24 protein-coding genes are annotated in these 26,221 nt (G+C 48.6%); 23 read left to right on the forward strand and 1 reads right to left on the reverse strand.

Translation table 11 applies throughout. The annotated features are described in order from the left end of the window. Positions 1-129 precede the first annotated feature (129 nt). Positions 130-1,332, reverse strand: coding sequence for an Rpn family recombination-promoting nuclease/putative transposase (locus Selli1_RS14165; protein ID WP_281873549.1), 1,203 nt, complete (start codon positions 1,330-1,332; stop codon positions 130-132). 411 nt (positions 1,333-1,743) lie between these two features. On the opposite strand from Selli1_RS14165, the gene Selli1_RS14170 reads away from it, so the two are divergent. The 23 genes from Selli1_RS14170 (at position 1,744) to Selli1_RS14280 (ending at position 26,177) form a co-directional block, all read left to right on the forward strand. Continuing rightward, positions 1,744-2,124 carry an Asp23/Gls24 family envelope stress response protein gene (locus Selli1_RS14170; protein WP_087167318.1) on the forward strand — a complete coding sequence of 127 codons (381 nt, stop codon included), beginning with the start codon at positions 1,744-1,746 and terminating at the stop codon, positions 2,122-2,124. A 184-nt stretch (positions 2,125-2,308) separates the two neighbouring features. Next, on the forward strand, positions 2,309-2,716 hold the full coding sequence (gene nusB, locus Selli1_RS14175) for a transcription antitermination factor NusB (protein ID WP_087167317.1): 408 nt from the start codon (positions 2,309-2,311) through the stop codon (positions 2,714-2,716). Positions 2,717-2,719: 3 nt separating this feature from the next. After that, positions 2,720-3,946 carry an exodeoxyribonuclease VII large subunit gene (gene xseA, locus Selli1_RS14180; protein WP_281873551.1) on the forward strand — a complete coding sequence of 409 codons (1,227 nt, stop codon included), beginning with the start codon at positions 2,720-2,722 and terminating at the stop codon, positions 3,944-3,946. After that, positions 3,924-4,121, forward strand: coding sequence for an exodeoxyribonuclease VII small subunit (gene xseB, locus Selli1_RS14185; RefSeq protein ID WP_281873553.1), 198 nt, complete (start codon positions 3,924-3,926; stop codon positions 4,119-4,121). Before xseA ends, xseB begins: the two co-directional genes overlap by 23 nt. Continuing rightward, complete coding sequence (locus tag Selli1_RS14190) at positions 4,108-5,007, forward strand: polyprenyl synthetase family protein (protein WP_087167314.1); 900 nt, start codon at positions 4,108-4,110, stop codon at positions 5,005-5,007. The genes xseB and Selli1_RS14190 overlap by 14 nt, the downstream gene beginning before the upstream one ends. 12 nt (positions 5,008-5,019) lie before the next feature. Further along, positions 5,020-6,921, forward strand: a complete 1,902-nt coding sequence (gene dxs / locus Selli1_RS14195; RefSeq protein ID WP_281873556.1) for a 1-deoxy-D-xylulose-5-phosphate synthase — start codon at positions 5,020-5,022, stop codon at positions 6,919-6,921. Positions 6,922-6,924: 3 nt separating this feature from the next. Continuing rightward, on the forward strand, positions 6,925-7,737 hold the full coding sequence (locus tag Selli1_RS14200; protein ID WP_087167312.1) for a TlyA family RNA methyltransferase: 813 nt from the start codon (positions 6,925-6,927) through the stop codon (positions 7,735-7,737). A 4-nt stretch (positions 7,738-7,741) separates the two neighbouring features. Then, complete coding sequence (locus Selli1_RS14205; protein ID WP_087167311.1) at positions 7,742-8,551, forward strand: NAD(+)/NADH kinase; 810 nt, start codon at positions 7,742-7,744, stop codon at positions 8,549-8,551. A gap of 4 nt (positions 8,552-8,555) precedes the next feature. After that, positions 8,556-9,005, forward strand: a complete 450-nt coding sequence (gene argR, locus Selli1_RS14210; RefSeq protein ID WP_087167310.1) for an arginine repressor — start codon at positions 8,556-8,558, stop codon at positions 9,003-9,005. 38 nt (positions 9,006-9,043) lie between these two features. Continuing rightward, entirely contained in the window at positions 9,044-10,729 is a 1,686-nt protein-coding gene (gene recN, locus Selli1_RS14215; RefSeq protein WP_087252883.1) for a DNA repair protein RecN, read from the forward strand. Between the two features lie 103 nt (positions 10,730-10,832). Further along, complete coding sequence (locus Selli1_RS14220) at positions 10,833-11,894, forward strand: SpoIVB peptidase S55 domain-containing protein (RefSeq protein WP_281873558.1); 1,062 nt, start codon at positions 10,833-10,835, stop codon at positions 11,892-11,894. Between the two features lie 130 nt (positions 11,895-12,024). Beyond that, complete coding sequence (gene spo0A, locus Selli1_RS14225) at positions 12,025-12,813, forward strand: sporulation transcription factor Spo0A (protein ID WP_087167511.1); 789 nt, start codon at positions 12,025-12,027, stop codon at positions 12,811-12,813. A gap of 70 nt (positions 12,814-12,883) precedes the next feature. Next, a complete protein-coding gene (gene glgA, locus Selli1_RS14230; protein ID WP_087167307.1) occupies positions 12,884-14,320 on the forward strand; it encodes a glycogen synthase GlgA in 1,437 nt (478 codons plus the stop codon). Between the two features lie 32 nt (positions 14,321-14,352). Next, positions 14,353-15,222: a methylenetetrahydrofolate reductase [NAD(P)H] gene (gene metF, locus Selli1_RS14235; protein ID WP_281873560.1), complete on the forward strand. Its 870-nt coding sequence runs from the start codon at positions 14,353-14,355 to the stop codon at positions 15,220-15,222. Then, a complete protein-coding gene (locus tag Selli1_RS14240; protein ID WP_087167305.1) occupies positions 15,215-15,862 on the forward strand; it encodes a vitamin B12 dependent-methionine synthase activation domain-containing protein in 648 nt (215 codons plus the stop codon). Before metF ends, Selli1_RS14240 begins: the two co-directional genes overlap by 8 nt. Before the next feature lie 16 nt (positions 15,863-15,878). Continuing rightward, positions 15,879-18,341: a homocysteine S-methyltransferase family protein gene (locus Selli1_RS14245; RefSeq protein WP_281873561.1), complete on the forward strand. Its 2,463-nt coding sequence runs from the start codon at positions 15,879-15,881 to the stop codon at positions 18,339-18,341. Positions 18,342-18,428: 87 nt separating this feature from the next. Continuing rightward, the gene (alaS, locus tag Selli1_RS14250) at positions 18,429-21,074 is read left to right on the forward strand and encodes an alanine--tRNA ligase (RefSeq protein WP_281873563.1); all 2,646 of its coding nucleotides are present in this window, start codon (positions 18,429-18,431) and stop codon (positions 21,072-21,074) included. A 141-nt stretch (positions 21,075-21,215) separates the two neighbouring features. Then, positions 21,216-21,392: a 30S ribosomal protein S21 gene (gene rpsU / locus Selli1_RS14255; protein ID WP_005603101.1), complete on the forward strand. Its 177-nt coding sequence runs from the start codon at positions 21,216-21,218 to the stop codon at positions 21,390-21,392. A 108-nt stretch (positions 21,393-21,500) separates the two neighbouring features. Continuing rightward, positions 21,501-22,175 (forward strand): response regulator transcription factor, encoded by a 675-nt coding sequence (locus Selli1_RS14260; RefSeq protein ID WP_087167302.1) that lies wholly within the window; start codon positions 21,501-21,503, stop codon positions 22,173-22,175. Positions 22,176-22,264: 89 nt separating this feature from the next. Next, positions 22,265-23,191: an ATP-binding cassette domain-containing protein gene (locus Selli1_RS14265; RefSeq protein ID WP_281873565.1), complete on the forward strand. Its 927-nt coding sequence runs from the start codon at positions 22,265-22,267 to the stop codon at positions 23,189-23,191. Continuing rightward, entirely contained in the window at positions 23,175-24,023 is an 849-nt protein-coding gene (locus Selli1_RS14270; RefSeq protein WP_281873567.1) for an ABC transporter permease, read from the forward strand. Before Selli1_RS14265 ends, Selli1_RS14270 begins: the two co-directional genes overlap by 17 nt. Then, positions 24,024-24,926, forward strand: coding sequence for a sensor histidine kinase (locus tag Selli1_RS14275; protein WP_281873570.1), 903 nt, complete (start codon positions 24,024-24,026; stop codon positions 24,924-24,926). A 123-nt stretch (positions 24,927-25,049) separates the two neighbouring features. Then, a complete protein-coding gene (locus tag Selli1_RS14280; protein WP_281873581.1) occupies positions 25,050-26,177 on the forward strand; it encodes a D-alanyl-D-alanine carboxypeptidase family protein in 1,128 nt (375 codons plus the stop codon). Positions 26,178-26,221: the final 44 nt, after the last annotated feature.

Below are 26,221 nucleotides of genomic sequence, written 5' to 3' on the forward strand. Positions count from 1 at the left end.
GATCTGCCCAAAGATCAGCTTTTGAGATTACATTATTATTCATATCCATTGGTATTACCTCCATCATTTGAGACCATCTTATCAAATGCAGGAAGGGATTTGAAGGTACGGATGATTACCTACTTACGTTTAAACGAACTGCTTTTGAAAATCGTCTGGGGACATCCCGCATGCAGACGCTGCCTGTTCTAGATTCAGGACCCCTTCCTGATATAATTCCATCACGGCATCCTTCCGTCCCTGCTCATGCGCAGCATCTTTCTGCGCACGAACTGTTTCCAACAGCCTTTGAGCTTCGGAAAGCTTTCCCTGAGTCTTTTCAGACCGTTGTTCCGCCTCAATCGTTTTTTGTTCCGCCTCAATCGTTTTTTGTTCCGCCTCAACCGTTTTTCGTTCAGCCTCGGCAGTTTTTTGTTCAGCCACGGCAGTTTTTTGTTCAGCCACGGCAGCCTTTTGTTCTGCTTCGACTGCTTTCTGTTCAGCCACGGCAGCCTTTTGTTCTGCTTCAACCACTTTTCGTTCTGCCTCGACTATTTTCCGCGCTGCCTCTTCCAGTTTTTCCTGTGCGTCTGTCAACTGCTGAAAAGTACGTTCGGCCTGTCGCTGCAGGGACAGCTGATCTCGAATTGCACGTTCTCTTGCCTCATATGCACGGCGTTTTTCTTCATCCTGGCTCATTTCCATCAGATCTTCATAGGCTTCTTCAAGATAAGAATTTCCTTTTGACATCTCCTTTAAGTCCTCCTTTTTACCGCCGCGGAAGAATTTCATCCATGCAATGATACCGTCCGGATGATGATACTCCTTGGGAATCTTGGGGAGTTCCAGAACCTGAATTTCCAGCTTGTCACTGTACAGGCTTCCGGTTTCTTCATCGTAAATCCGGGCCTTGCGATAACAGATATCATCATTTTTATAGTAGGTAAAATTCAAAACGCCGACATGCACGCATTTTTGAAGCTGATCATAGTCCTCGCCTTTGTGGAGTTGACTGGAAAACATCTTGCACAGATAAAACAGACTCCGGTCGTCCCAGTAGTGCATGTAGACGACCTGCATCTCGATGTCCAGCTGAGTGCCGTTTTCCAGAAGAACGTGAACATCCAGTACTCCCTTCTTTTCCTCCTCCGACCGTTTGGAAAGTTCATTTTCCAGGATGGTCGTATTCCCGATCTGATCAGGGGAAAGCTTCAGCAATTCGGCGATGAACCCTCTTCTTGTATTCGGATTCCGCATCAGCTCTTTGAAGCACCAGTCGATGTAAGGCTTCATAATAAAATCTTCTTCCGAAGTGGCCGCGGTGGTTTGATTTGTCATGTTGTTTTGCTGCATAAACAGTCTCCTTTCTGCGATGGCAATGCCTCTGACATAAGAAAACTGTTTCCGTTTCTTGTAGTCTACCATACTTTCCGGTATCAGAAAAGAGACACCCCGAAGGAAACGGATTTTCCAGATATATTTTCTAAACACATTTTCCAGACAGGAAGCTGCCAGCCATGTTTCTTTTGTCAAACAGTTGGGTAAATCGGCGAATGCCGTGAACGATGAAAAAGCAGAATGCTTTTTCCGATGGCCAAAGGATAGCACGAAAAACCGCAGCGGACAAGATGGAGAAAGATAAAATTTTTATGAAATGGCAAATCGCCTTGTAAGCATCCGGGGAATTTGGTATAATGAACACAGTAATTGTGTATTCTATACACAGGAAATGTGCATTAAGACCGAGATGAGGAGGTTTCAGATATGGGGAAAGAAGAAAGAAATACCTATACGATCCAGGAAGAGGAGATCGGACAGGTACAGATTGCTGATGAGGTGGTAGCGATTATTGCAGGCCTTGCGGCAATGGAAGTGGACGGCGTATCTTCCATGGCTGGCACATCCACGAGAGATCTCATCAGTAAACTGGGAAAGAAGAATCTCTCAAAGGGAGTCAAGGTAGATGTTCTGGACGGCGTAGTGACAGTATCCTTATCACTGAATTTACGGTTTGGAAAGAATATTATGGAAGTATCTTCCAAGGTACAGGAAAAAGTCAAGACAGCAATTGAAAATATGACAGGACTGACTGTCGCTGATGTCAATATCCGTGTTGTAGGCGTTGATGATGACACAGAAGCATAAAACCCGCACATTGTAAAGAATAAATATACGAGAAAATGCATTTTTATGCACAATAGATTGCCGCATAGCGGAAAGTACGGTATAATGAGGGGTGTCGGGATGATGCCCCTTTTTTATTCCACAGAAAAGTTCTGCCGGTAAAAGGCAGGAAAGCCATGCGGGAAGAGCAGAGAAAGGAAGTAATATGGGAAGATCAGAAATCAGAGAACACATTTTCAGAATTTTATTTGGAAAGGAATTCCACACACCGGAAGAGCTTCCGGAGCAGGCGGACCTCTATATGGACCTTCTGAAGACGGAACGGGAAGTAAGAGAAGAGGATGAGGCGTATATTGAGGAAAAAAGCAGGAAAATTGAAGCGCTGATCCCGGAGATTGACGTGCTGATCAATGAACATACGACCGGATGGAAGACCGGAAGAATGAATAAAGTGGACCTGACAATTTTGCGGCTTGCAGTCTACGAAATCAAATGGGACGATGACATCCCGGTCAAGGTGGCGATCAATGAAGCGGTAGAACTTGCGAAGCGGTACAGCAGTGACGAGGGTCCGGCTTTTATCAACGGAGTTCTCGCAAAGCTGGCAGATTAACAGATGATGAAAAATATATATACCGTCAGTCAGGTTAATCAATACATCAAAAATATGTTTACCCAGGACTTTATGCTGAGCCGCATCTATGTCCGGGGCGAAGTGTCAAATTGTAAATACCATCCGAAAGGACACATTTATTTTTCTCTGAAAGATGAGTCAGGAGCGATTTCCTGCATTCTGTTTGCGGGAAACCGGAAAGGACTGCCGTTTCGGATGCAGGACGGGCAGCAGGTTGCTGTGTTTGGCTCCATTTCTGTGTATGAGCGGGACGGGACCTATCAGTTGTATGCCAGGGAGATTGTCCTTGACGGTGCAGGGATTCTGGCGCAGAGATTTCAGGAGCTCAAAGAAGAGCTGGAAGAGATGGGCATGTTTGCGCCGGAATATAAGCAGCCGATTCCGGCTTTTGCGAAAAAGATCGGCATTGTGACCGCACCGTCCGGAGCAGCCGTCCGGGATATCATTCACATCGCAAAACGGAGGAATCCATACATAGAACTGATTCTCTCCCCGGCACTTGTTCAGGGAGCGGAGGCAGCGCCAAGTATTGTAAAGGCGCTTGAACGGATTCAGAAAGAGGATGTGGATGTTATTATCGTCGGAAGAGGCGGCGGATCCATGGAGGATCTGTGGGCATTTAACGAGGAAGAAGTGGCAAGAGCCATTTTTGACTGCCCGATTCCGGTGATTTCCGCGGTCGGACATGAGACAGATACGACGATTGCGGACTATGTGGCGGATTTACGTGCGCCTACGCCGTCGGCGGCCGCCGAACTGGCAGTATATGACTGCCGGGCGGTGAAAGACGAAATGGAAACGAGACGCCAGAGACTGAAGCGGGAAATCAACAGACAGACAGCCATCCGGAAGATGCGTCTTTCCCAGGAATACGAAGTGTTCCGGAGACTGCATCCGGGCACCCGGATTGCGGAAAAAAGGAAGCGTCTTGCGGATCTCGAAATGAGGATCAGAGAAGGAATGGATATAAAAATCCAGAGGCAGCGCCAGCGTCTTGCAGTGCAGATCGAGACTTTTTCCGGTCTGTCTCCAGTGAGCCGGCTCAATCAGGGCTATGCGTTTGTGCAGGATGAAACACGCCATGCGGTAAGGACGACCGGTCAGGTCCGGCAGGGAGACCGGCTGACTTTGTATGTGACAGACGGAACGATTCATACGATCGTGGAAAGGATAAAGAAGAACGACGATGGAGATCAACGAAATCTTTGAAAAACTGGATGAGATCCAGGAGAAGATGCAGTCGGAGGAAATCTCTCTGGAAGATTCCTTCCGGTATTATGCGGAAGCGATGGAGCTTTTAAAACAGTGCGATGAGCAGATCGGCACCGTGGAGAAACAGGTGCAGATTCTGGACGAGAATGGAGAAAAGCATGAGTTTGAATAGTTGGGAAAAAGAAAGAGAAAATAAAGTAAAAGAGCTGGAAGAGATCATCGTCTCCTATCTTCCGAAACAGGAGGGGTTTCAGAAGGTAATCATGGAGGCTATGGAATACAGTCTGATGGCAGGTGGAAAGCGGCTTCGTCCTATGCTGATGATGGAGACCTACCGGATGTTCGGAGGTACTTCCGACATCATCCGGCCGTTTCTTGCGGCACAGGAGATGATTCACACCTACTCTCTGGTGCACGATGATCTCCCGGCGATGGACAATGACGAATATCGAAGAGGGCGGAAGACTACTCACATCGTCTATGGAGAGGATATGGGAATTCTGGCCGGAGATGCCCTGTTAAATTATGCCTTTGAGACGGCTTCAAAAGCTTTTGATATGAAGCCGGAGGCGTCCCGGATGATCGGGAAGGCACTGCAGGTACTTGCAGGGAAAGCGGGAATCTACGGCATGATCGGAGGCCAGGTTGTGGATGTTGCTTCCACGGGAAGCCGGATCGGGAAAGATAAACTGGACTTTATCTATGAGCTGAAAACAGGCGCCCTGATCGAGAGCTCCATGATGATCGGAGCGATTCTTGCCGGAGCGTCCGAAGCGGAAATCCGGACGATGGAACGCATTGCGTCCAATGTGGGGATTGCGTTTCAGATTCAGGATGATATCCTGGATGTGACAAGCACGACGGATGAGCTTGGGAAACCGGTCCACAGTGACGAAAAGAACGAAAAGACAACCTATGTGACGCTGCGTGGACTTGAGAAAGCAAAAGAAGATGTGGAGCGGATTTCCCAAGAGGCGCTGACGCTTCTTTCAGGACTATCTGTGGAGAATCCATATCTGACATGGCTGATAAAGGAATTGATACATAGAAAGAAATAGTGAGGGATTTCTATGGTACTTGAGAGGATACAAAAAGAAAATGATATTCAGAACATAGCAAAAGACGAACTGCCGGTTCTCGCGCAGGAGATCCGGGAATTTCTTGTGGAGAAAATCAGCCGTACCGGCGGACATCTTGCGTCCAACCTTGGTGTGGTGGAACTGACAATCGCGATGCATCTGTGTTTCCATCTCCCGGAGGATAAGATGATCTGGGATGTGGGACACCAGTCCTACACGCACAAGATTCTGACAGGACGCCGGGAAGGTTTTGACGAGCTGAGAAAATACGGTGGAATGAGCGGATTCCCGAAACGGAATGAAAGTAAGTGTGACGCATTTAATACAGGACACAGTTCCACATCGATTTCCGCAGGACTCGGCTATGTGGAGGCACGGGATATCCGTGGAGAGGACTATTATGTGATCTCCGTCATCGGGGACGGTGCCCTGACAGGCGGAATGGCATTTGAGGCACTGAACAATGCTTCGAATCTGAAGACAAATTTTATCATTGTGCTCAACGATAATCAGATGTCGATCTCTCAGAACGTGGGCGGGATGTCCTGGTATCTGGATGAAATCCGGACGGCGGATGCCTATACGAACCTGAAGAAAAGTCTCGAAAAGGCGATTCGCAAAATTCCGTCAGGCGGCGATCAGATCATGAATCATCTGAGAAAGACAAAGAGCAGTCTCAAGCAGCTGTTTGTCCCGGGAATGTTTTTTGAAGATATGGGGATCACCTATCTGGGACCGGTGGACGGGCACAATATCAAAGAACTTGTCCGTGCCTTTCATGAGGCGAAGAAGGTCCAGGGACCGGTGCTGTTACATGTTCTGACGAAAAAGGGAAAAGGATATCTTCCTGCTGAGGAGGAGCCGTCCCGGTTCCACGGTACGGAGCCCTTTGATATCCGCACAGGAAAACCTTTAAAAAAGAAAGAGAAAGACACCTATACTGATGTGTTTGCAAAAGTCATGTATGAGATGGGCGCAAAGGAGCCATCTCTTGTGGCCCTCACGGCTGCAATGGAAGACGGAACCGGCCTTGCCCCGTTCCACCGGAAATACAAGGAACGATTTTTTGACGTGGGAATCGCAGAAGGACATGCAGTGACCTTTGCTGCAGGGCTTGCCGCAGGTGGACTCAAACCGGTGTTTGCGGTGTACTCTTCTTTCCTGCAAAGGGGCTTTGACCAGATCATTCACGATGTGGCCCTTCAGAATCTTCCGGTTGTGTTTGCCGTGGACAGAGGCGGACTGGTCGGAAGTGACGGCGAGACTCATCAGGGGATTTTTGATTTGTCCTATCTGTCCATGATTCCGAACATGACAGTGATGTCCCCGAAGAATAAATGGGAGTTTGCGGATATGATCAGGTTTGCTATCGGATTTACCAAAGGACCGGTTGCCATCCGCTATCCAAGAGGAACGGCATATGACGGATACCGGGAGTTCCGGCCGGCGATAGAATATGGAAAATCAGAAGCAGTCTTTGAGGAGGAGGACATTGCCCTGATCAGTGTCGGTCATATGTTTGAAACGGCTGCAAAAGTCCGGGAAAAGCTAAAAGAGGCGGGTCTCAATGCAAGCCTGATCAATGCCAGATTTGTAAAGCCTCTGGATGAAGAGCGGATTGCAAAGCTGGCGGAAGATCACAGACTTCTGGTAACAATTGAAGAAAATGTAGAAAGCGGCGGTTTTGGAGAACGGGTGCTGGAATTTGCCAATCGAATGGCTCTGGATGTCCGGATCTTAAACATCACTCTTCCGGATGATTATATTGAACACGGCAGTGTGGATATGCTGAGAAAAGAGGTCATGCTGGACGAAGAATCGATTCTGAAAAAGGTTCTGACCGTCTATGCGGGTATGCAGCATGAGATAGCAATGAAAAAAGGAGACCAGTAAAAAATGAAAGAACGTCTGGACGTATTACTTGTAAAACGAAATCTGGCTGAATCCAGAGAAAAGGCAAAAGCAGTCATCATGTCCGGCAATGTTTTTGTGGACGGACAAAGGGAGGACAAGGCCGGGACAACGTTTCCGGAGGATGTCGCCATTGAGGTGCGGGGCCATGCGCTTCCCTATGTCAGCAGAGGCGGACTGAAACTGGAAAAAGCCATGAAAGAATTTGACGTGGAGCTGCAGGATAAAGTATGCACGGACGTGGGATCCTCCACCGGAGGGTTTACAGACTGTATGCTTCAGAACGGGGCAAAAAAAGTATTTGCCATTGATGTGGGGAGAGGACAGCTTGCCTGGAAACTGAGGCAGGACGAGCGGGTGGTATGCATGGAAAAGACCAATATCCGCTATGTGACGCCGGAGGATCTGGGAGAGCCGATTGACTTTTCTTCCATCGATGTATCCTTTATTTCCCTGACCAAGGTTCTTCTTCCGATTTATCAGTATCTGACGAAGGACGGAGAGATTGTGGCGCTGATCAAGCCGCAGTTTGAGGCCGGCAGGGAAAAAGTCGGCAAGAAAGGGGTCGTGCGGGAAAGAAGCACACATGAAGAAGTGATCCGGATGGTGACGGACTATGCAGCTTCCATCGGATTTACGGTGAAGGATCTGACCTTCTCCCCGATCAAAGGACCGGAGGGAAATATCGAATATCTGGTCCACTTAAAGAAAACAAATGGGGAGGAGGATCGGGATGTGCCGTCAGATGAGGCGATCAAACGCGTCGTGACAGAGGCCTTTGAGACACTGGCAAAATAGAAAGATGAAACAGATTTACATTATCACAAACAGTGGAAAAGACGAACATCATAGAGTGACAAAGCAGGCGGTGTCTTATCTGGAAAGTCATGGTGTGCGCTGCATTCTGAACCGGGAAGAGGCGGAACAGGAAACAATCGACTGCGCCCTTGTCATCGGAGGTGACGGGACATTGATTCTTGCGGCCAGAGAGCTCCTGGGACGGGATGTTCCGATTCTCGGAGTGAATATGGGAACACTTGGATATCTGACAGAAGCGGAGGTGCAGAATCTGATTCCGGCACTGGACCGGCTGCTGGCGGGAGAATATTCTGTGGAAAACAGGATGATGCTTTCGGGAACGCTTAAAGATCTGAGGACAGATACGGCACTCAACGATATAGTTGTAACAAGAAGTGAATCGCTTCATATTGTCAGGCTGAATCTATATGTGAACGGAGAGTATCTGACTTCCTATCAGGCGGATGGCCTGATTATCTCTACGCCGACCGGCTCTACTGCCTACAATCTGTCGGCAGGCGGTCCGATTGTGGAGCCGACGGCATCGCTGATTTTGATTACGCCGATCTGTTCACACTCCCTGAATAACAGCAGCATTGTCGTATCGGATGCTGATCTGATTGAAGTGGAGATCGGATCCAGAAGAAACAAAGAAGAGGAAGAAGCGGTCGTGACCTTTGATGGAACCGACATTATGAGGCTGAAAACAGGAGAACGGGTGCGTATCCGAAAAGCCAAAGAAGTGACGAAACTGATCCGGTTAAGCAGGATCAGTTTCCTGGAGACACTGCGGGAAAAAATGAAAGGAAATTAGCCGAATGAAAGTAAACAGACATGCAAAGATTGTGGAATTGATCCGGAAATATGATATCGAGACACAGGAAGAGCTGGCAGAGCGCTTAAATGAGGCGGGATTCAAGGTGACACAGGCAACCGTCTCCAGAGATATCAGGGATCTGAAACTGACGAAGGTGCCGTCAGAGAACGGGAGACAGAAATATGCCCTTCTCAGGCATGATGGAAAAGAAATGAGCGAGAAGTACATCCGTATTTTACGGGATGGCTTTGCGTCAATGGATATGGCAGAAAATATTCTGGTTATCAAAACCGTGCCGGGAATGGCCATGGCTGTTGCGGCAGCCATTGACGCCATGCAGTGGCATGAGATTGCCGGATGTATTGCAGGGGATGACACGATCATGTGTGCCATCCGAAGCAGGGAAGAAACAGTGGAAGTGATGGACCGGCTCAGAGGAATGGTCATGTAACTGCAGCCGGACGGATGTGCATAGAAAATGGAGGAGACATGTTACAAAGTCTGCACGTAAAAAATCTGGCGCTGATCGAAGAGGCAGAAGTCGAATGGAAGGACGGGCTGAATATCCTGACCGGGGAGACCGGAGCGGGAAAGTCCCTTCTTCTTGGTTCAGTACATCTGGCTCTCGGAGGAAAATACAGCGCCTCCATGCTCCGCGAAGGGGCGGATTACGGACTGGTGGAAATGGTCTTTTATATCCGGGATCCGAGACAGAAAGAAAAGCTTGTAGCACTCGAAATTGAACCGGAGGACGGGATTGTGGTTCTGAGCAGAAAACTCATGGACGGAAGGAGTATCAGCAGGATCAACGGAGAGATGGTTCCCATCGGGCGGCTGAAAGCAGCAGCGGAGATCCTGATTGATATTCACGGACAGCATGAGCACCAGTCCCTGCTGTACAAGAAAAAGCATCTGGAAATTCTGGATGCCTACGCAAAGGAAGAGGCAGACCCGGTAAAGAAAAAAGTCCGGGATGCATACCGTGTATACCGGGAGGCGGTAAAGACGTTGGAAGAGGCGGACAAAGCAGAGACCGAGCGCAGGAAAGAGGCCGATTTTCTTTCCTTTGAGGCATCGGAAATCCGGGAAGCATCCCTTGTAACCGGAGAGGATGAGGAACTGGAACAGCGCTATAAAAAGATGCTCAATGCAAAGAAAATCACAGACAGCATTCAGGAAGCCTACCAGTGCACAGGGGAACTCTCCGATGTATCGGCATCCAGTCTGTTAAGCAGAGCCATCCACGCCATGTCGGAAGCATCGGCGTATGATGAACATATTAAAGAGCTTTACGGAGAACTGCTGGAGATCGACAGCCTGTTGAATGATTTCAACCGGGAACTCTCCGACTGTCAGGAAGAATTCCGCTTCTCCGAAGAAGAGTTTTATGAGACCGAAAACCGGCTCAATACGATCAATCATCTCAAAACAAAATACGGAAAAACCATTGAGGACATTCTGGCATACGCGGAAGAGACCGAAAAAAAACTCGCTGTACTGGCAGACTATGACGCATATCTGGAACAGCTTAGAAAACAGAAAGAAGAGGCACGAGAAGAGCTTCAGATCTGGACGGATCAGCTGACCCGGATTCGGAAATCCTATGCAAAAGGACTTTCCGAAGAAATCCGTCAGGGAATTCTCGACCTGAATTTCCTGAACGTTGAATTTGAGACAGAAATCCGGCCTCTTTCCGATTTCACCGAATACGGAAAAGACGAGGCGGAATTCATGATTTCCCTCAATCCGGGAGAAAAGAAAAAGCCCCTCGGCATGGTAGCATCCGGAGGAGAACTCTCCAGAATCATGCTGGCCGTCAAATCTGTACTGGCTGACAAAGATGAAGTTGAGACACTGATTTTTGACGAAATCGATACCGGAATCAGCGGCAGAACCGCACAGAAAGTATCCGAGAAAATGGCACTCCTCGGAAAACGCCATCAGGTTCTCTGCATCACCCACCTGGCCCAGATCGCAGCCATGGCAGACGCACATTACCTGATCGAAAAACAGACCGATGATCAGAAAACAACAACCGGAATCCGGCTTCTGAATGAAGACGAAGAAATCCAGGAACTCGCAAGGATTCTGGGAGGAGCCGAAATCACGCATGCAGTTCTTGCCACAGCCCGGGAAATGAAAAAGCTTGCCGGAAACATGAAAAAAACAGAATAGAATACATGGTTTTGAAAATACTAATTGGGGACGTGTTCCGATGCAAAGGAACCCGTCCCCAATGATCATTTTCAGAATATTCAGTTTTTTAGGAGGCGGCGTTATGTGGGTGAAATGGTATCGAAGGGGCGTGCTGATCGTGCTTGTGGCGTTTATGCTCCTGGGTGGGAGCTATTGTTTTCTGGAGTGGAAGCAGGGACAGTTTGAACAGGAGGTCAGTACATCGGAAATTGACGAAAATCTTGTCATTCCCGGAGGTATGCCGGTGGGGCTTTATCTGGAGACAGACGGTGTGATGGTTCTTGGGACAGAGGCTGTGGAGGATGCGGACGGGATCGCAAAGGAGCCTGCCAGACATCTGGTAAAACCGGGAGATTACATTGTAGGAGTTGATGAAAAAGAGATTGGTACGAAAAAAGAGCTTCAGGCGGCGGTGGCCCGGGAAGAAGCAAGTGAAGTTGTCCTTCATCTGCGCAGGGAGGAAGAATACCTGGATGTGAAGACCGAACTGGTTGACAGTGAAGAGGGAAAGAAACTTGGTATCTGGGTAAAGGACAATGAACAGGGGCTGGGAACGATTACCTTTCTGGACAGTCAGAGTCATTTTGGCGCGCTTGGACATGGAATCCGTGATACGGATACGAACGAACTTCTGGAAATCGGGGACGGACGCCTTTACACGACCAGCATTCAGGATATCCAGAAAGGAAAGGCGGGGGATCCGGGAGGAATGGAAGGCGTGATTGTCTACAATAATTACAATATCCTTGGATCCATCGACCAAAATACCGAGGAAGGAATTTACGGAACCGTTGACCGGATTGACGCACTGTTTTCGGATCAGGAGCCGGTTCCGGCGGCTGCAAAAAAAGAGGTTCACACCGGAGATGCCGTGATCCGGTGTGCAGTCAGCGGAGAGGTGGAAGACTACCGGATTCGTATTACAAAAATCGACTGGAATGCCAGGGAAGCAAATAAGGCATTCGTAATCGAGGTGACGGACGAAAAGCTCCTCGGCCTGACCGGCGGAATTGTGCAGGGAATGAGCGGAAGCCCGATTCTTCAGGATGGGAAACTGGTGGGGGCAGTAACCCATGTTTTTGTCCAGAACGCGGCCAGGGGGTACGGGATCTACATCGGGAATATGTTGAACCATGTCAGATAAGGAAAAAGAATGCAGGGAGATGTCGAATTGTTACGACAGCAATTTCTTGATTTGGCAAAATGTGAAATTTATAATAGTGATCGTAGCGTTTTTTAGGAAAGAATGGGAGAAAGCGGAGGTTGAAAGGAAAATGGATCAAGTAAATGTAGCGATCGCAGACGACAATGAACGAATGCTGGAACTTTTGGGAAATATTATCACATCGGACAAAGATCTTTCCCTCGTCGGCAAGGCGAACAATGGGGAAGACGTCTATCAGATTATAAAAACAAAAGAACCTGATGTCGTATTGCTGGATCTGATCATGCCGAAAGTCGACGGGTTAAGTGTGATGGACATGGTCAATAAAGACAGGACAATCCAGAAACGGCCGGATTTTATCATTGTTACAGCGGTTGGACAGGAGAAGATTACAGAAGATGCATTCCGCAAAGGTGCGGCCTACTACATTATGAAGCCATTTCGGAACGAAGTACTGATTGAGAAAATCAAAAGCACAAGATGCAAAAGACATATGGAAGCCCCTATGCAGGCGATGGAGGTACGAAAGAGAGAAGAAGACGCAAAGCCTCTGGAGACGAGGGTGACTGATATGATCCATGAGATCGGGATTCCGGCACATATCAAAGGATATCACTATCTGAGAGATGCGATTATCATGGCGGTGGAAGATATGGATGTTCTGAATGCCATTACGAAAATCCTCTATCCGACGGTAGCTAAAAAGCACCAGACAACGGCAAGCAGAGTGGAGCGGGCCATCCGCCACGCCATTGAAGTGGCATGGAGCAGGGGAAAGCTTGATGTTCTGGATGATCTGTTTGGCTATACAGTAAGCAACGGGAAAGGGAAACCGACCAATTCGGAGTTTATCGCCCTGGTAGCGGATACGATCCGATTAGAATACAAACATCGATAAATTCTTTGCAAATGCCGGAAAATGCGGTATAATAAGTCCATAGTTTATGTTTTATTCAGGAGGAAGACTTATGAAGAAAATATTATTTGTAGCATCTGAGTCGGTTCCATTTATCAAAACAGGAGGACTGGCAGACGTTGTAGGTTCCTTACCAAAATATTTTGACAAAGAAGAGTACGATGTCAGAGTAATGCTTCCGAAATACATGTGTATGAAAGAAGAGTGGAAAGAAAAACTGACATATAAAATACATTTTTATATGGACTTAAACTGGAGAGAGCAGTATGTCGGAATTCTGGAGCTTGTTCATGAGGGCATTACCTTCTATTTCATCGATAATGAATACTATTTCAACGGATTTACTCCGTACGGCGATACGAAATGGGATATTGAGAAGTTTGCGTTCTTCTCAAAGGCAGCATTAAGCGCCCTTCCGCTGATTGATTTCCGCCCGGATATCATTCACTGCCACGACTGGCAGACAGGACTTGTGCCGGTTTATCTGGACAATTTCCGGTACGGCAACGAATTCTTCCGCGGCATCAAGACGGTGATGACGATTCACAACCTCAAGTTCCAGGGAATCTGGGATACGAAGACAGTGAAGGACATCACAGGACTTCCGGCATATTATTTCGCGCCGGACAAGCTGGAAGCATACAAAGATGCCAACCTGTTAAAGGGCGGTATCGTTTATGCGGACAAGGTGACGACCGTCAGCAATTCCTATGCAGAAGAGATCAAGCAGCCGTTCTACGGAGAGCGCCTGGACGGTCTGATGAATGCAAGATCCAACTGTCTGTCCGGTATCGTAAATGGTCTTGATTATAATGAGTGGAATCCGGCGACGGACCCGATGATCGAGCACCACTACGATGTAACGAATTTCCGCAAGGAAAAGGTAAAGAATAAACTTGCGCTTCAGGAGGCACTTGGACTGAATCAGGATAAGAAAACCATGATGATCGGTATCGTATCCCGTCTGACTGACCAGAAGGGATTTGATCTGATTGCGTATGTGATGGATGAGCTCTGTCAGGATGCGGTTCAGATCGTGGCTCTTGGAACAGGAGAAGAGCGTTACGAAAATATGTTCCGCCACTTTGCATGGAAATATCAGGGTAAAGTATCGGCAAATATTTATTATTCTGAGCCGATTTCCCATAAGATTTATGCATCCTGTGATGCCTTTTTGATGCCGTCTCTCTTCGAGCCGTGCGGACTGAGCCAGCTGATGAGTCTGCGCTACGGTACCGTACCGATTGTCAGAGAGACCGGAGGATTGAAAGATACGGTAGAGCCGTACAATGAATTTGAAAAGACAGGGACCGGTTTCAGCTTTGCAAACTACAATGCCCATGAGATGCTTGCAACCATCCGGTACGCGGAGAAGATTTATTATGACAAACGCCGTGACTGGAACAAGATCGTAGAGCAGGGCATGAAGAAAGACTTCTCCTGGAAGAATTCCGCAAGGCAGTACGAAGAGCTTTATGAGAGCCTGTAAAGAATAAAACATAGACAGCTTAGGAGTACAACATGAAAATAAGAGAAAAATTACAATCAGGAAAAGTACATATTTCCTTTGAGGTGTTTCCACCGAAGACGGATGACAAATATGAGAGCGTCCTGAAAGCGGTGGATGAGATCGCCACTGTCAGACCTTCCTTCATCAGTGTTACTTACGGTGCAGGCGGCGGCACAAGCAAGAATACGGTGGGTATCGCATCCCATATTCAGAATGATCTGAAGGTGCCAAGCCTTGCTCACCTGACCTGCGTTTCTTCTACGAAAGCAGAAGTGCGGGAAGTGATCAAAAAATTAAAAGAAGAAGGTATTGAAAATGTGCTGGCTCTTCGGGGCGACATTCCGGAGGGAATGGAGTATCCGGCGGAGGACAAGTTTCAGCATGCCATCGGACTGATCGAACTTTTAAAAGAAAGTGGAGATTTCTGTCTTGGCGGAGCCTGCTATCCGGAAGGACATGTGGAGAGTGAAACACAGAAGGAGGATATCCGGCACCTGAAAGAAAAGGTGGACTGCGGGCTTGATTTCCTGACGACCCAGATGTTTTTTGACAATCATATTTTATACAATTTTCTGTATAAGATCCGGGAGGCAGGGATCACGGTTCCGGTGCTTCCGGGCATCATGCCGGTCACAAACAAAAGCCAGATCAAGAGGATCTGTTCACTGTCCGGAACTTATCTGCCGGAGCGGTTCAAAGCATTGGTAGACCGGTTCGGGGACAACCCGAAAGCAATGCGTCAGGCAGGCGTTGCATACGCGACGGATCAGGTGATCGATCTGATTGCAAACGGAATCAATAATATCCACATTTATTCCATGAACAAGCCGGAGGTTGCAAGGGCGATCATGGAGAATCTATCGGAGATTGTAGATGAATAGAAAGATAAGGGAGGCTGTCCGTTATCTGGGATATGGAAGACATGCGATAGATGAACAGACACTTGCTTTGGTGGAAAGCTCCATGGAGGAGCTTTCTTCCGGGGTAAGAGAGCGATTCATCTATCGCATTTTTGAATTATCTCAGGAGGGGGAGACCTTGAAAATCGGAGATTGGGAAATCAAAAGCAGAAGCCTTTCTAAAAACATGAAAGGCTGCAGACAGGCAGCAGTGTTTGCGGCGACTCTTGGGCCGGAAGCTGACCAGATGATCCGCAGGGCTTCTGTGACGGAGATGGCAAAAGCAGTTGTCCTGCAGGCCTGTGCAGCAGCGCTTCTGGAGGAGTACTGTGACAGCTGTCAGGATCGGATCGCGCAGGAAATGGCAGAAGAAGGAAAATACCTCCGTCCAAGATTCAGCCCTGGATATGGAGATTTTGATATCTGCCATCAGGAGATGCTTTTGAAGATCCTGCAGGCGGACAAGACCATCGGTCTTACGATGACAAAAAGTTTCATGCTGACGCCCACCAAATCGGTGACAGCACTGATCGGAATCAGTACGGAGCAGACGCCCTGTCACAGGCAGGGGTGCGAGGTCTGTGAAAAGACAGACTGCGCATACAGAAGAGACAGCAAGTAAGAAGGAGTGACCAGATATGAGAGAGCGGCTTGGAAAAGAGCTCCTGTTTTTAGACGGTGGAATGGGGACACTTTTGCAGGAGAGAGGTTTAAAGCCCGGAGAGCTTCCGGAGACATGGAATCTGAAGAGAAAGGAAGAGATTATTGAGATCCACAGACAGTATTATGAGGCCGGGAGCGACATAGTGCTGTCCAATACTTTTGGGGCCAATGCGCTGAAATTTCATGACGAGGACTGTTCTCTGCGGGAGATTATCTTTGCTGCGGTAGACAATGTCAAGACCGCCAGAGCTTTGGCCGGAAAGGATGACGGCAGACATTACGCGGCGCTGGATATCGGGCCGACGGGAAAGCTGCTTGAGCCAATGGGAGATTTGTCCTTTGACGAGGCTTACGAAGCCTTTGCTCAGGCGGCCCGTTATGGAGCTGAGGCAGGGGCGGATCTGATTCACATCGAAACCATGAGCGATACGTACGAAGTCAAGGCTGCAGTTCTTGCGGCAAAAGAGCAGACCGGTATTCCGGTGTTTGCGACATTGATTTTTGATGAAAGAGGAAAACTGCTGACCGGGGGCGATGTGACGGGGACAGTGGCCATGCTGGAAGGACTCGGCGTGGATGCTCTTGGAATCAACTGCGGACTGGGACCGGAGCAGATGCTTCCGATTTTAAAGGAGATCTGCCGACATGCCAGTGTTCCGGTGATTGTAAAGCCGAATGCGGGTCTTCCAAAGCAGAGAGACGGAAAGACATGCTACGATGTGACGCCGGAGATTTTTGCGGGATGGATGAAGCAGCTTGTGGAGACCGGAGCCTGCATCATTGGTGGATGCTGTGGTACGACCCCGGCTCATATCCGGGCCATGACAAAGGCATGCAGGGGTATGCAGATCCAGGTTCCAACGGAAAAAACGGAGACGATTGTTTCCTCCTACGGACAGGCTGTGGTACTTGGCGACTGCCCGGTGATTATTGGAGAGCGGATCAATCCGACCGGAAAGAAACGCTTCAAACAGGCGTTAAAAGAGCATGATATTGATTATATTTTAAAGGAAGGCATCCGCCAGCAGGAGCAGGGAGCCCATATTCTGGATGTCAATGTGGGCCTGCCGGATATTGATGAGCCGGCCATGATGGAGGAAGTTGTAAAGGAGCTTCAGGGCATTACGAGCCTGCCTCTGCAGATTGATACGGTGGATCAAAGAGCCATGGAGCGTGCCATGCGGATTTATAATGGAAAGCCGATGGTCAATTCCGTCAGCGGAAAACAGGAATCCATGGACATGGTCTTCCCGCTTGTGAAAAAATACGGCGGTGTGGTGATCGGCCTTGCACTGGATGAAAACGGAATTCCAAAGACCGCCGAAGGACGTGTGGAAGTAGCCGGAAAGATTATCCGGGAGGCTGCAAAGTACGGAATCAGGCCGAAAGACATTGTCATTGATGTGCTGACCATGACTATCAGTTCCGAGCCGGAAGGAGCCATCACGGTGCTTCAGGCACTGGAGATGGTACGGAAGAAATACCATGTCCGCACGGTGCTTGGCGTGTCCAATATTTCCTTCGGGCTTCCGTACCGCCCGGCAGTAAACTCCGTCTTTTATGCCCTTGCCATGCAGAAAGGCCTGACCGCGGGCATCATCAATCCGGGATCCGAAGAGATGATGAAGGCCTACCGTTCCTATCTGGCGTTGATGAACTTTGATAAAAACTGTGAGGCGTATATTGCGGCGTATGCAGATTATAAACCGGCCGGACCGGCCCGGACAGGCAGTCCGGCATCCGGGAAGACAGACAGTGCCGGCGGTGCTTCCGGAACTGGAAACGACCGGAAAACCGGGGAGATGGATCTGCGTTACACCATTGAGCGGGGGCTGAAAGAGGAAGCAGGCCGTCTGGCAAAAGCCCTTGCAGAGACGGAGGAGCCTCTTTCCATTATCAATCAGCATCTGATTCCGGCCCTTGACACGGTGGGAAAACGGTTTGAGCAGGGAACGCTGTTCCTTCCGCAGCTGTTGATGAGTGCGGATGCGGCGAAAGAGGCCTTTGCGGTACTCAAGGATACGATGGAACAAAGCGGCATTGTGCAGGAGAAAAACGGAAAAATCATTCTTGCCACGGTCAAGGGCGACATCCACGATATTGGGAAAAATATCGTCAAAGTGCTGCTGGAAAATTACGGATTTGACGTGATTGACCTGGGAAAAGATGTAGATCCGGAGCGGATCGTGGAAACAGCGGTCAAAGAGGACATCCGCCTCGTGGGATTAAGCGCGTTGATGACAACAACCGTGGTCAATATGGAGGAAACCATCCGGCTGCTCCGAAAAGAAAAGCCGGACTGCCAGGTTATGGTGGGCGGAGCGGTGCTCAATCAGGAGTATGCAGACATGATCGGAGCGGATTTTTACGGGAAAGACGCCATGCAGTCCGTCCATTTTGCGCAGAAAGTCCTGCATTCCGGGGAGAAGGAATCTTGACACCTTCCGTGCAATCCAGTATGATTAATAAGATAAGCAAAAGAAGAGAGAACGCTTGAAATATACAATGAGGAGGCAGACAGCGTCATGCAGACTTATGGAGTCAATGAGTTAAGAAAGATGTTCCTGGACTTTTTCGAGAGCAAAGAACATCTCGTTCACAAAAGTTTTTCCCTGGTGCCGCACAACGATAAGAGTTTGTTGCTCATCAATTCCGGGATGGCACCATTAAAACCATACTTTACCGGACAGGAGATTCCGCCGAGAAGACGGATGGCTACATGCCAGAAATGTATCCGTACCGGTGATATCGAAAATGTAGGAAAGACCGCAAGACACGGTACCTTTTTCGAGATGCTCGGGAACTTTTCCTTCGGAGATTATTTTAAAAGAGAGGCGATCCACTGGTCCTGGGAATTCCTGACCGAAGTGGTAGGACTTGATCCAAACCGCCTGTATCCGTCCGTTTACGTGGATGATCAGGAAGCCTTTGATATATGGAACAAGGAGATGGGCATCTCGGCAGACCGGATTTACAAGTTTGGAAAAGAAGACAATTTCTGGGAGCACGGTTCCGGACCTTGCGGACCATGTTCCGAGATCTACTATGACCGCGGCGAAAAATACGGCTGCGGCAAACCGGACTGTACAGTAGGCTGTGAGTGCGACCGTTACATGGAAATCTGGAACAACGTATTCACCCAGTTTGACAACGACGGACACGGCAATTACAGCGAACTGGAACAGAAGAATATCGATACAGGAATGGGACTGGAGCGTCTGGCAAGTGTTGTACAGGACGTGGATTCCATTTTTGATATTGATACAATGAAAGCGCTCCGTGACCATGTATGCCGGATTGCGGGCGTGACTTACAAAGAGGATGAGAAGACGGATATTTCCATCCGTGTCATCACAGACCATATCCGTTCCGTGACATTTATGATTTCCGACGGAATCATGCCGTCCAACGAGGGAAGAGGCTACGTGCTTCGACGTCTCCTGCGCCGCGCATGCCGTCACGGAAGAATTCTGAATATCGAAGGAAAATTCTTGTCCGGTCTTTGCGAGACGGTAATCGCCGGATCCAAAGACGGGTACCCGGAACTGGAAGAAAAGAGAGATTTCATTCTCAATGTCATTAGTAAAGAGGAAGACCAGTTTAATAAAACCATCGACCAGGGTCTCGGCATCCTTGCAGAGATGGAAGCAGAGATGAACGAAAAAGGAGAGAAGATTCTTTCCGGAGACAATGCGTTCAAGCTCTACGACACATATGGATTCCCGCTGGATCTGACAAAAGAGATCCTGGAAGAAAAGGGAATTTCCGTAGATGAGGAAGGATTCCAGAAAGCCATGCAGGTACAGCGGGAGACCGCACGTGCAGCAAGAGGCGTAACAAACTATATGGGAGCAGACGTGACTGTTTATGAGTCCATCGACCCGTCTGTGACATCGACTTTTGTTGGATATGAGATACTGACACACAGCTCCAGGGTAACGGTGCTGACGACAGAGAACGAACTGACTGAGGCGCTGACCGAAGGCGTGGAAGGTACGATTTTCGTAGAAGAGACTCCGTTCTATGCAACAAGCGGTGGACAGAATGCAGACAAAGGTGTGATTACTTCCGAAGATGGAAGCTTTGAATTCGTAGTAAAAGATGTGAAGAAACTTCTGGGCGGAAAGATCGCGCATATTGGATATACAGTAAAAGGCATGATCCGTACCGGAGAGACGGTTGTGCTGAAAGTCGATGAGGAGAACAGAAGACTCTCCGCAAGAAACCACAGTGCGACTCATCTGCTTCAGAAAGCACTGCGTACCGTACTTGGAACGCACGTAGAGCAGGCTGGTTCCTACGTGGATGCGGCAAGACTTCGTTTTGACTTTACCCATTTCTCCGCACTGACGCCGGAAGAAATCAAAAACGTAGAAGATATTGTAAACAAGGCCATTGCCGATGCACTTCCGGTGAAGGTAGAAAACCTTCCGATCGAAGAGGCCAAAAAGACAGGGGCGCAGGCTTTGTTTGGTGAAAAGTACGGCGATATCGTCCGCGTTGTCAGCATGGGAGAATTCTCCAAGGAATTTTGCGGTGGAACACACGTGGACAATACTGCATCCATCGGATCCTTCAAGATTGTTTCCGAAGCAGGTGTGGCAGCAGGTGTGCGCCGTATCGAGGCACTGACTTCCAAAGGACTGATGGAATACTATGCAAATCTGGAAATGATTCTTCATGAGGCTTCCAGGGCTTTGAAGACGACACCGGATCATCTGGAAGAGAAGATCAGCCATCTGCAGGCAGAGAACAAAGAGCTTAGAAGCGAAGTGGAAAGCCTGAAGAGCAAACTGGCAAAGGATGCCATGGGAGATGTCACAGATCAGGCAGAAGTGATCGATGGAATTTCCGTGATCGCAACAAAAGTCGAAGGCGTAGACATGAACGGACTGCGTGATCTCGGCGATCAGTTAAAGGAAAAAGTCGGTGAAGGCGTCATCGTGATCGCATCTGTGACAGACGGAAAAGTCAGCCTGATGGCGACGGCGACAGACGGCGCGGTGAAGAAAGGCGCCCATGCAGGAAACCTGATCAAAGCCATCGCAGGACTGGTCGGCGGAGGCGGCGGCGGACGCCCGAACATGGCACAGGCCGGCGGCAAGAATCCGGATGGCGTGGATGCTGCACTGGAAAAAGCAAGAGAAACCGCAAAGGAACAGCTGGCATAATCCCGCAAAAGCGCGTATAAAGATGCGAAAAACTCCTTGACGGATAAAGAAAATATGGTATAATACTTGTAGTGCAATAAAATACCCGAACAGTCGTATGATGCACAATACAGGACTGGAGGGGAGGTTAGGTGTGAGACTATGTCAAATGTAATCGTTAAAGAAAACGAAAGTTTAGACAGCGCTTTACGCAGATTCAAACGTAACTGCGCAAAAGCTGGTATCCAGCAGGAGATTCGTAAGAGAGAACATTACGAAAAACCAAGCGTAAGACGTAAAAAGAAATCTGAGGCTGCTAGAAAACGTAAATATAACTAAGATGTGCAGAGACAGGATGCCGGAAGGCATCCTGTTTTTTTCTATGTTTACAGAAAACTTCGGACGTGCTACGATAGGAAAAGATGAGCCAAAAGGAAGGAAGACAGGATGAATATGATTTTGATTGTGGAAGATGATGTCAATATCAATGAGATGCTGAAAGAAGCGTTGGAAAAGGAAGGATACCGCTGCGTACAGGCATTTTCCGGGACAGAAGGGAGATTTGTGCTTTCGCAGGAACGGCCGGATCTGGTCCTTCTGGATCTGATGCTGCCGGGCATGTCCGGGGAGGCGCTTCTGAAAGAGATCCGTGCAAAAGGGGCCATTCCGGTTATTGTTCTTTCTGCAAAAGATGAGATGGACGATAAGGTGGATGTTCTCCTTGGCGGCGCGGATGATTATGTGGTCAAACCTTTTGAGATCCGGGAAGTGCTGGCAAGAGTCCAGGTACAGCTCAGAAAAAGTTCCGGGGCCAAAGAAACGAAAGTGCTGGAGCACAATGGACTTCTCCTTGACCGTGAGGAGCACCAGATCTACGTAGACGGGGTGCGTCTGGAAGGAGTGACCAGGCAGGAGTTTTTGATTCTGGAACTGTTTCTTAGCTGGCCCAAAAAAGTATTCAGCAAGGAAGAGATTTTTGAGGCGGCGTGGGAGGAGCCGTTTATGGGTGAAACGAAGGCCATTGATGTGCATATCAGCAATATCAGGAAGAAACTAAAAACAGTATCGGACCGGTCGTTTATCGATACAGTATGGGGAATCGGCTATACACTTTCCAGATGAGATCTTTACGAAGTCTTTACTTTTTATTTGCGAAGGATTTGGAAAGAGAGTGTAAGATGAAAGCAAATAAAAAAAGGAGATGAATAAAAGTGAATCAGACGATAGTCAGAACCCAGGGACTTACAAAACAATACTGGCATCACAGGGCGGTCAGCCGGATCAGCATGCATGTCCGGAAAGGGGCGGTATACGGACTGATCGGACGAAACGGCGCCGGGAAGACAACGTTTTTAAAAATGCTTGCCGGACTTGCATCGCCAAGCAGCGGTGAGATCGAGATATTCGGGCTGAGGGGAAAAGAACTTGCAAATGTACGGTCCCGGATCGGGTGCCTGATCGAGGCACCGGGGATTTACGGAAATTTAAGCGCCTATGATAATCTGGACCTGAAATGTCGTTTTTTCGGAATTCATAAAAAAGGATACATTGAGGAGATTCTGAAAATTGTAGGCCTTTCAGACACGGGAAAGAAAAAAACGAAGCACTTTTCCCTCGGGATGAAACAGAGACTTGGAATCGGCCTTGCTCTGGTAGGCGAGCCGGACCTGCTGCTGCTCGACGAACCGATTAACGGACTGGACCCGCAGGGAATTGTGGAGATCAGAGATACCATCCTGAAACTGAATAAAGAGAAAAATATGACGATTGTGATTTCCAGCCATATTCTGGAGGAACTCTCCAAGATTGCGACGGATTATGGCATTATCCATCACGGGGAACTGATCGAGGAGATTACACGGGAAGAACTGATGGAGCGCTGCGGCGAGCGGATTGAGATTGCTACGGGAGTGCCGGAACAGATTGTGCCGATACTGGACCGGCTTGGAATTCAGCAGTATCAGATCGTGGATTCCGGTCATGTGTGGGTCTTTGAGAAGATGGACCGGAGCGCATGGTTAAACAGGGAGCTGATTCGTGCCGGGGCGGATATCCGGGAATTGAAGGTGTGCAGCGAGAAGCTGGAGAATTATTATCTGAATCTGACAGGAGGTGCCGGTCATGCTGAATATCATTAAAATGGACTTTTACCGGATGCTGAAATCAAAAAGCCAGTACATTCTCTGGATCTTGCTTACTGTGATGCTGGTTCTCACTACTGCATTCATGCGGGAAGAATATAAGGATCCACAGGCAAGTGCCAATAACTGGGAGACGATGCAGGAAGGAGTAGAAGATACGGCGGAGAATCTTGGCATGTATGTGACAGTGCCGACAGAACCGGGGCAGAAAGCAACGCTCTATGACATGTTTTATGCCAACACGCAGGGGAAAGTGGAAGCGATTTTTATCGTCATTTTTGCCGTTCTCTTTGCAACGGCAGATATTCGGAGCGGATACATTAAAAACATCGGAGGACAGTGCAGGAGGCGGTCGGATCTGGTGATTTCCAAGGCAGTGATTTTATTTTTCTATACGGTACTGACCTTTTTGCTTACTTTGGCAGTTCAGGCTTTCTGTAATGCAGTATTTTACGGATATCTGGAGGTCGGTCCGGTATCGGAGTTCCTCGGATATATCGGAACCCAGCTGCTGCTGCACTATGCACTGGCTCTGATTGTGATGGGAATTTCGATCCTTATTCTCAATAATATTATCAGCATGACGCTGGCGATCATGCTCTGCATGAATATGACGGTCCTGCTCTGGGGAATGGTCGGAAGAGGACTTCAATCAGTCTTTGACAGGACAGTGGACGTTCTTTCTTACACGGTAACGGGATCGATCAGTATACTGCAGCTTCACGGAGATCCGGATCTCCTGATTAAGGCAGCCCTGGTGGCGATTGTCTACGGTACAGTCTTCACTGTAGTCAGTGCCATTGTATTTCAAAGAAGGGACATCAGATAAATGGAATGGATCATTGGAATTCTTGCGGCCCTGGTGGCTGTACTTCTTATCATACTGGCAGTATACAAGCGGCAGATACGGGATATCTGCCGCCAGCTGGCGTTTCTGAAAGAATATGACAGCAATCTTCTGATTACAAGGCAGATGGATGCTTTCGGCATCCGGGAACTGACAGATGAACTGAATGAAATGCTGGAACTGCAGAGAGAGCAGCGGCGGAGATATCTGAAAAAAGAGCAGGACATTTCCGATGCTTATACGAATCTTTCCCACGATATCCGGACCCCTTTGACTTCGCTTGATGGATATTTCCAGCTGTTAAGAGACAGCAAAGAGCAGAAAGAACGGGAACGGTATCTAAAAGTGATTCAGGAGCGGATTGTAAGCCTGAAAGAAATGCTGGAAGAGTTGTTCACCTATACAAAACTGAAAAATGAGACCTATGAGCTGAAACTGGAGCCCCTTTATCTGAACCGGATTTTGACCGAGACGGCGTTTTCTTATTATGATGTCTGGGTGGAAAGAGGCATGGAACCGGAGATTGATCTTACCGAGGAGCAGCTGCAGATCGAAGGAAACGAAGCGGGGCTTCGCCGGACGCTCCAGAATATTATCAAAAATGGTCTCGATCATGGAGAGGGGAAGATGAAATTCTCCATGTTCAGGAAAGAGGGCTGGGCTGTGGTGGAGTGTGCCAACTATACGGCCAGGCCGGATGAAATTGATGTAGGGAAAGTATTTGAACGGTTTTATAAGGCGGACGAGGCAAGAAGCAGGAACGCTTCCTCCGGCCTTGGACTTTCCATTGCAAAGGAATTTACTGTACGGATGCACGGAGAGATCCGGGCCTGGCTGAAGGGGAACTGGTTTACGATTCAGCTTCGATTTCCGCTCCTTTCTTGATGGGACAGACATATTTTGGCAGGCAGAATCCTACAATGTAATAAATGCCAGATGAAGAGGTAAGAAGTGAAAAAGTGGATAGCAATGCTGATGGCGTCGGTCCTGTTCTGCATTTCGGGGAGTATGGCCGTCATGGCAGAAGAAGAGACAGGAGGAGAAAGTGCGGGAAGTGTGACCGTCACGGCTCCTTCTGTTTTTTTGATGGAGGCGTCAACGGGAAAAGTATTGTATGAAAAGGACGCGGATACCAGAAGACCGCCGGCCAGTGTGACCAAAGTTATGACGATTCTTTTGATTTACGACGCCCTTTCGGCAGGGAAAATTCACAAAGAAGATGTGGTGACCACCTCGGAGTATGCCGCTTCCATGGGAGGCAGCCAGGTGTTTCTGGAAGCCGGAGAAGAACAGACGGTGGATACCTTGCTGAAATGTATCGTTGTATCCAGTGCCAATGATGCCTGTGTCGCCATGGCAGAATACATTTCCGGCACAGAGGAGGCGTTTGTGCAGCAGATGAATGAACGGGCCAAAGGTCTCGGGATGGAGAATACAGTGTTTAAAAACTGTAACGGCCTGGATACGGACGGTCATGTGACGACAGCCAGAGATATTGCACTGATGTCACGGGAACTGATTACAAAATATCCGGATGTGTACGAGTATGCGAAAATCTGGATGGATACCATCGTACATAAAACGAAAAAGGGCGAGGAAGAGTTTGGCCTTTCCAATACGAATAAGCTCATCCGACAGTACTCCTATGCCACCGGGCTGAAGACAGGATCCACAGGAGAGGCAAAATTCTGTTTGAGTGCCACCGCACAGAAAGACGGAATTGATCTGATTGCCGTTATTATGGCGGCGCCGGACGTAAAGACACGGTTTGCAGATGCTCAGACACTGCTGAATTATGGATTCTCCATCTGCCGGAAGTACGAGGATCCGGACTGGGAGTCCGTGCAAAAAACGGTAAAAGTGGAACGTGGAGAAGAGGATCAGGTAAAGGTCGTGCAGAAGAGCGGTTTCTCTTATCTCGACGTCAGCGGAGCGGATGTAAGCGGAGTAGAAAAGGAAGTGGTGCCAAAGGCCTCTTTAAAAGCTCCGGTGAAGAAAGGACAGAAGGCTGGAACGGTACAGTATCTGCTGAACGGGGAGAAGATCGGAGAAGTGGAGCTGGCTGCGGCGGACGATGTGCCGGCCATGTCGCTAAAACACGCAATCGAAGATGTTTTGGACAGCTTTTCGTTGTAAAAGGAAGAGAAAAATTATATAATGTCTAGGAAAAGGAGCCAAAA

This window comes from Sellimonas catena (assembly GCF_027924685.1).
Lineage (GTDB): Bacteria > Bacillota > Clostridia > Lachnospirales > Lachnospiraceae > Sellimonas > Sellimonas catena.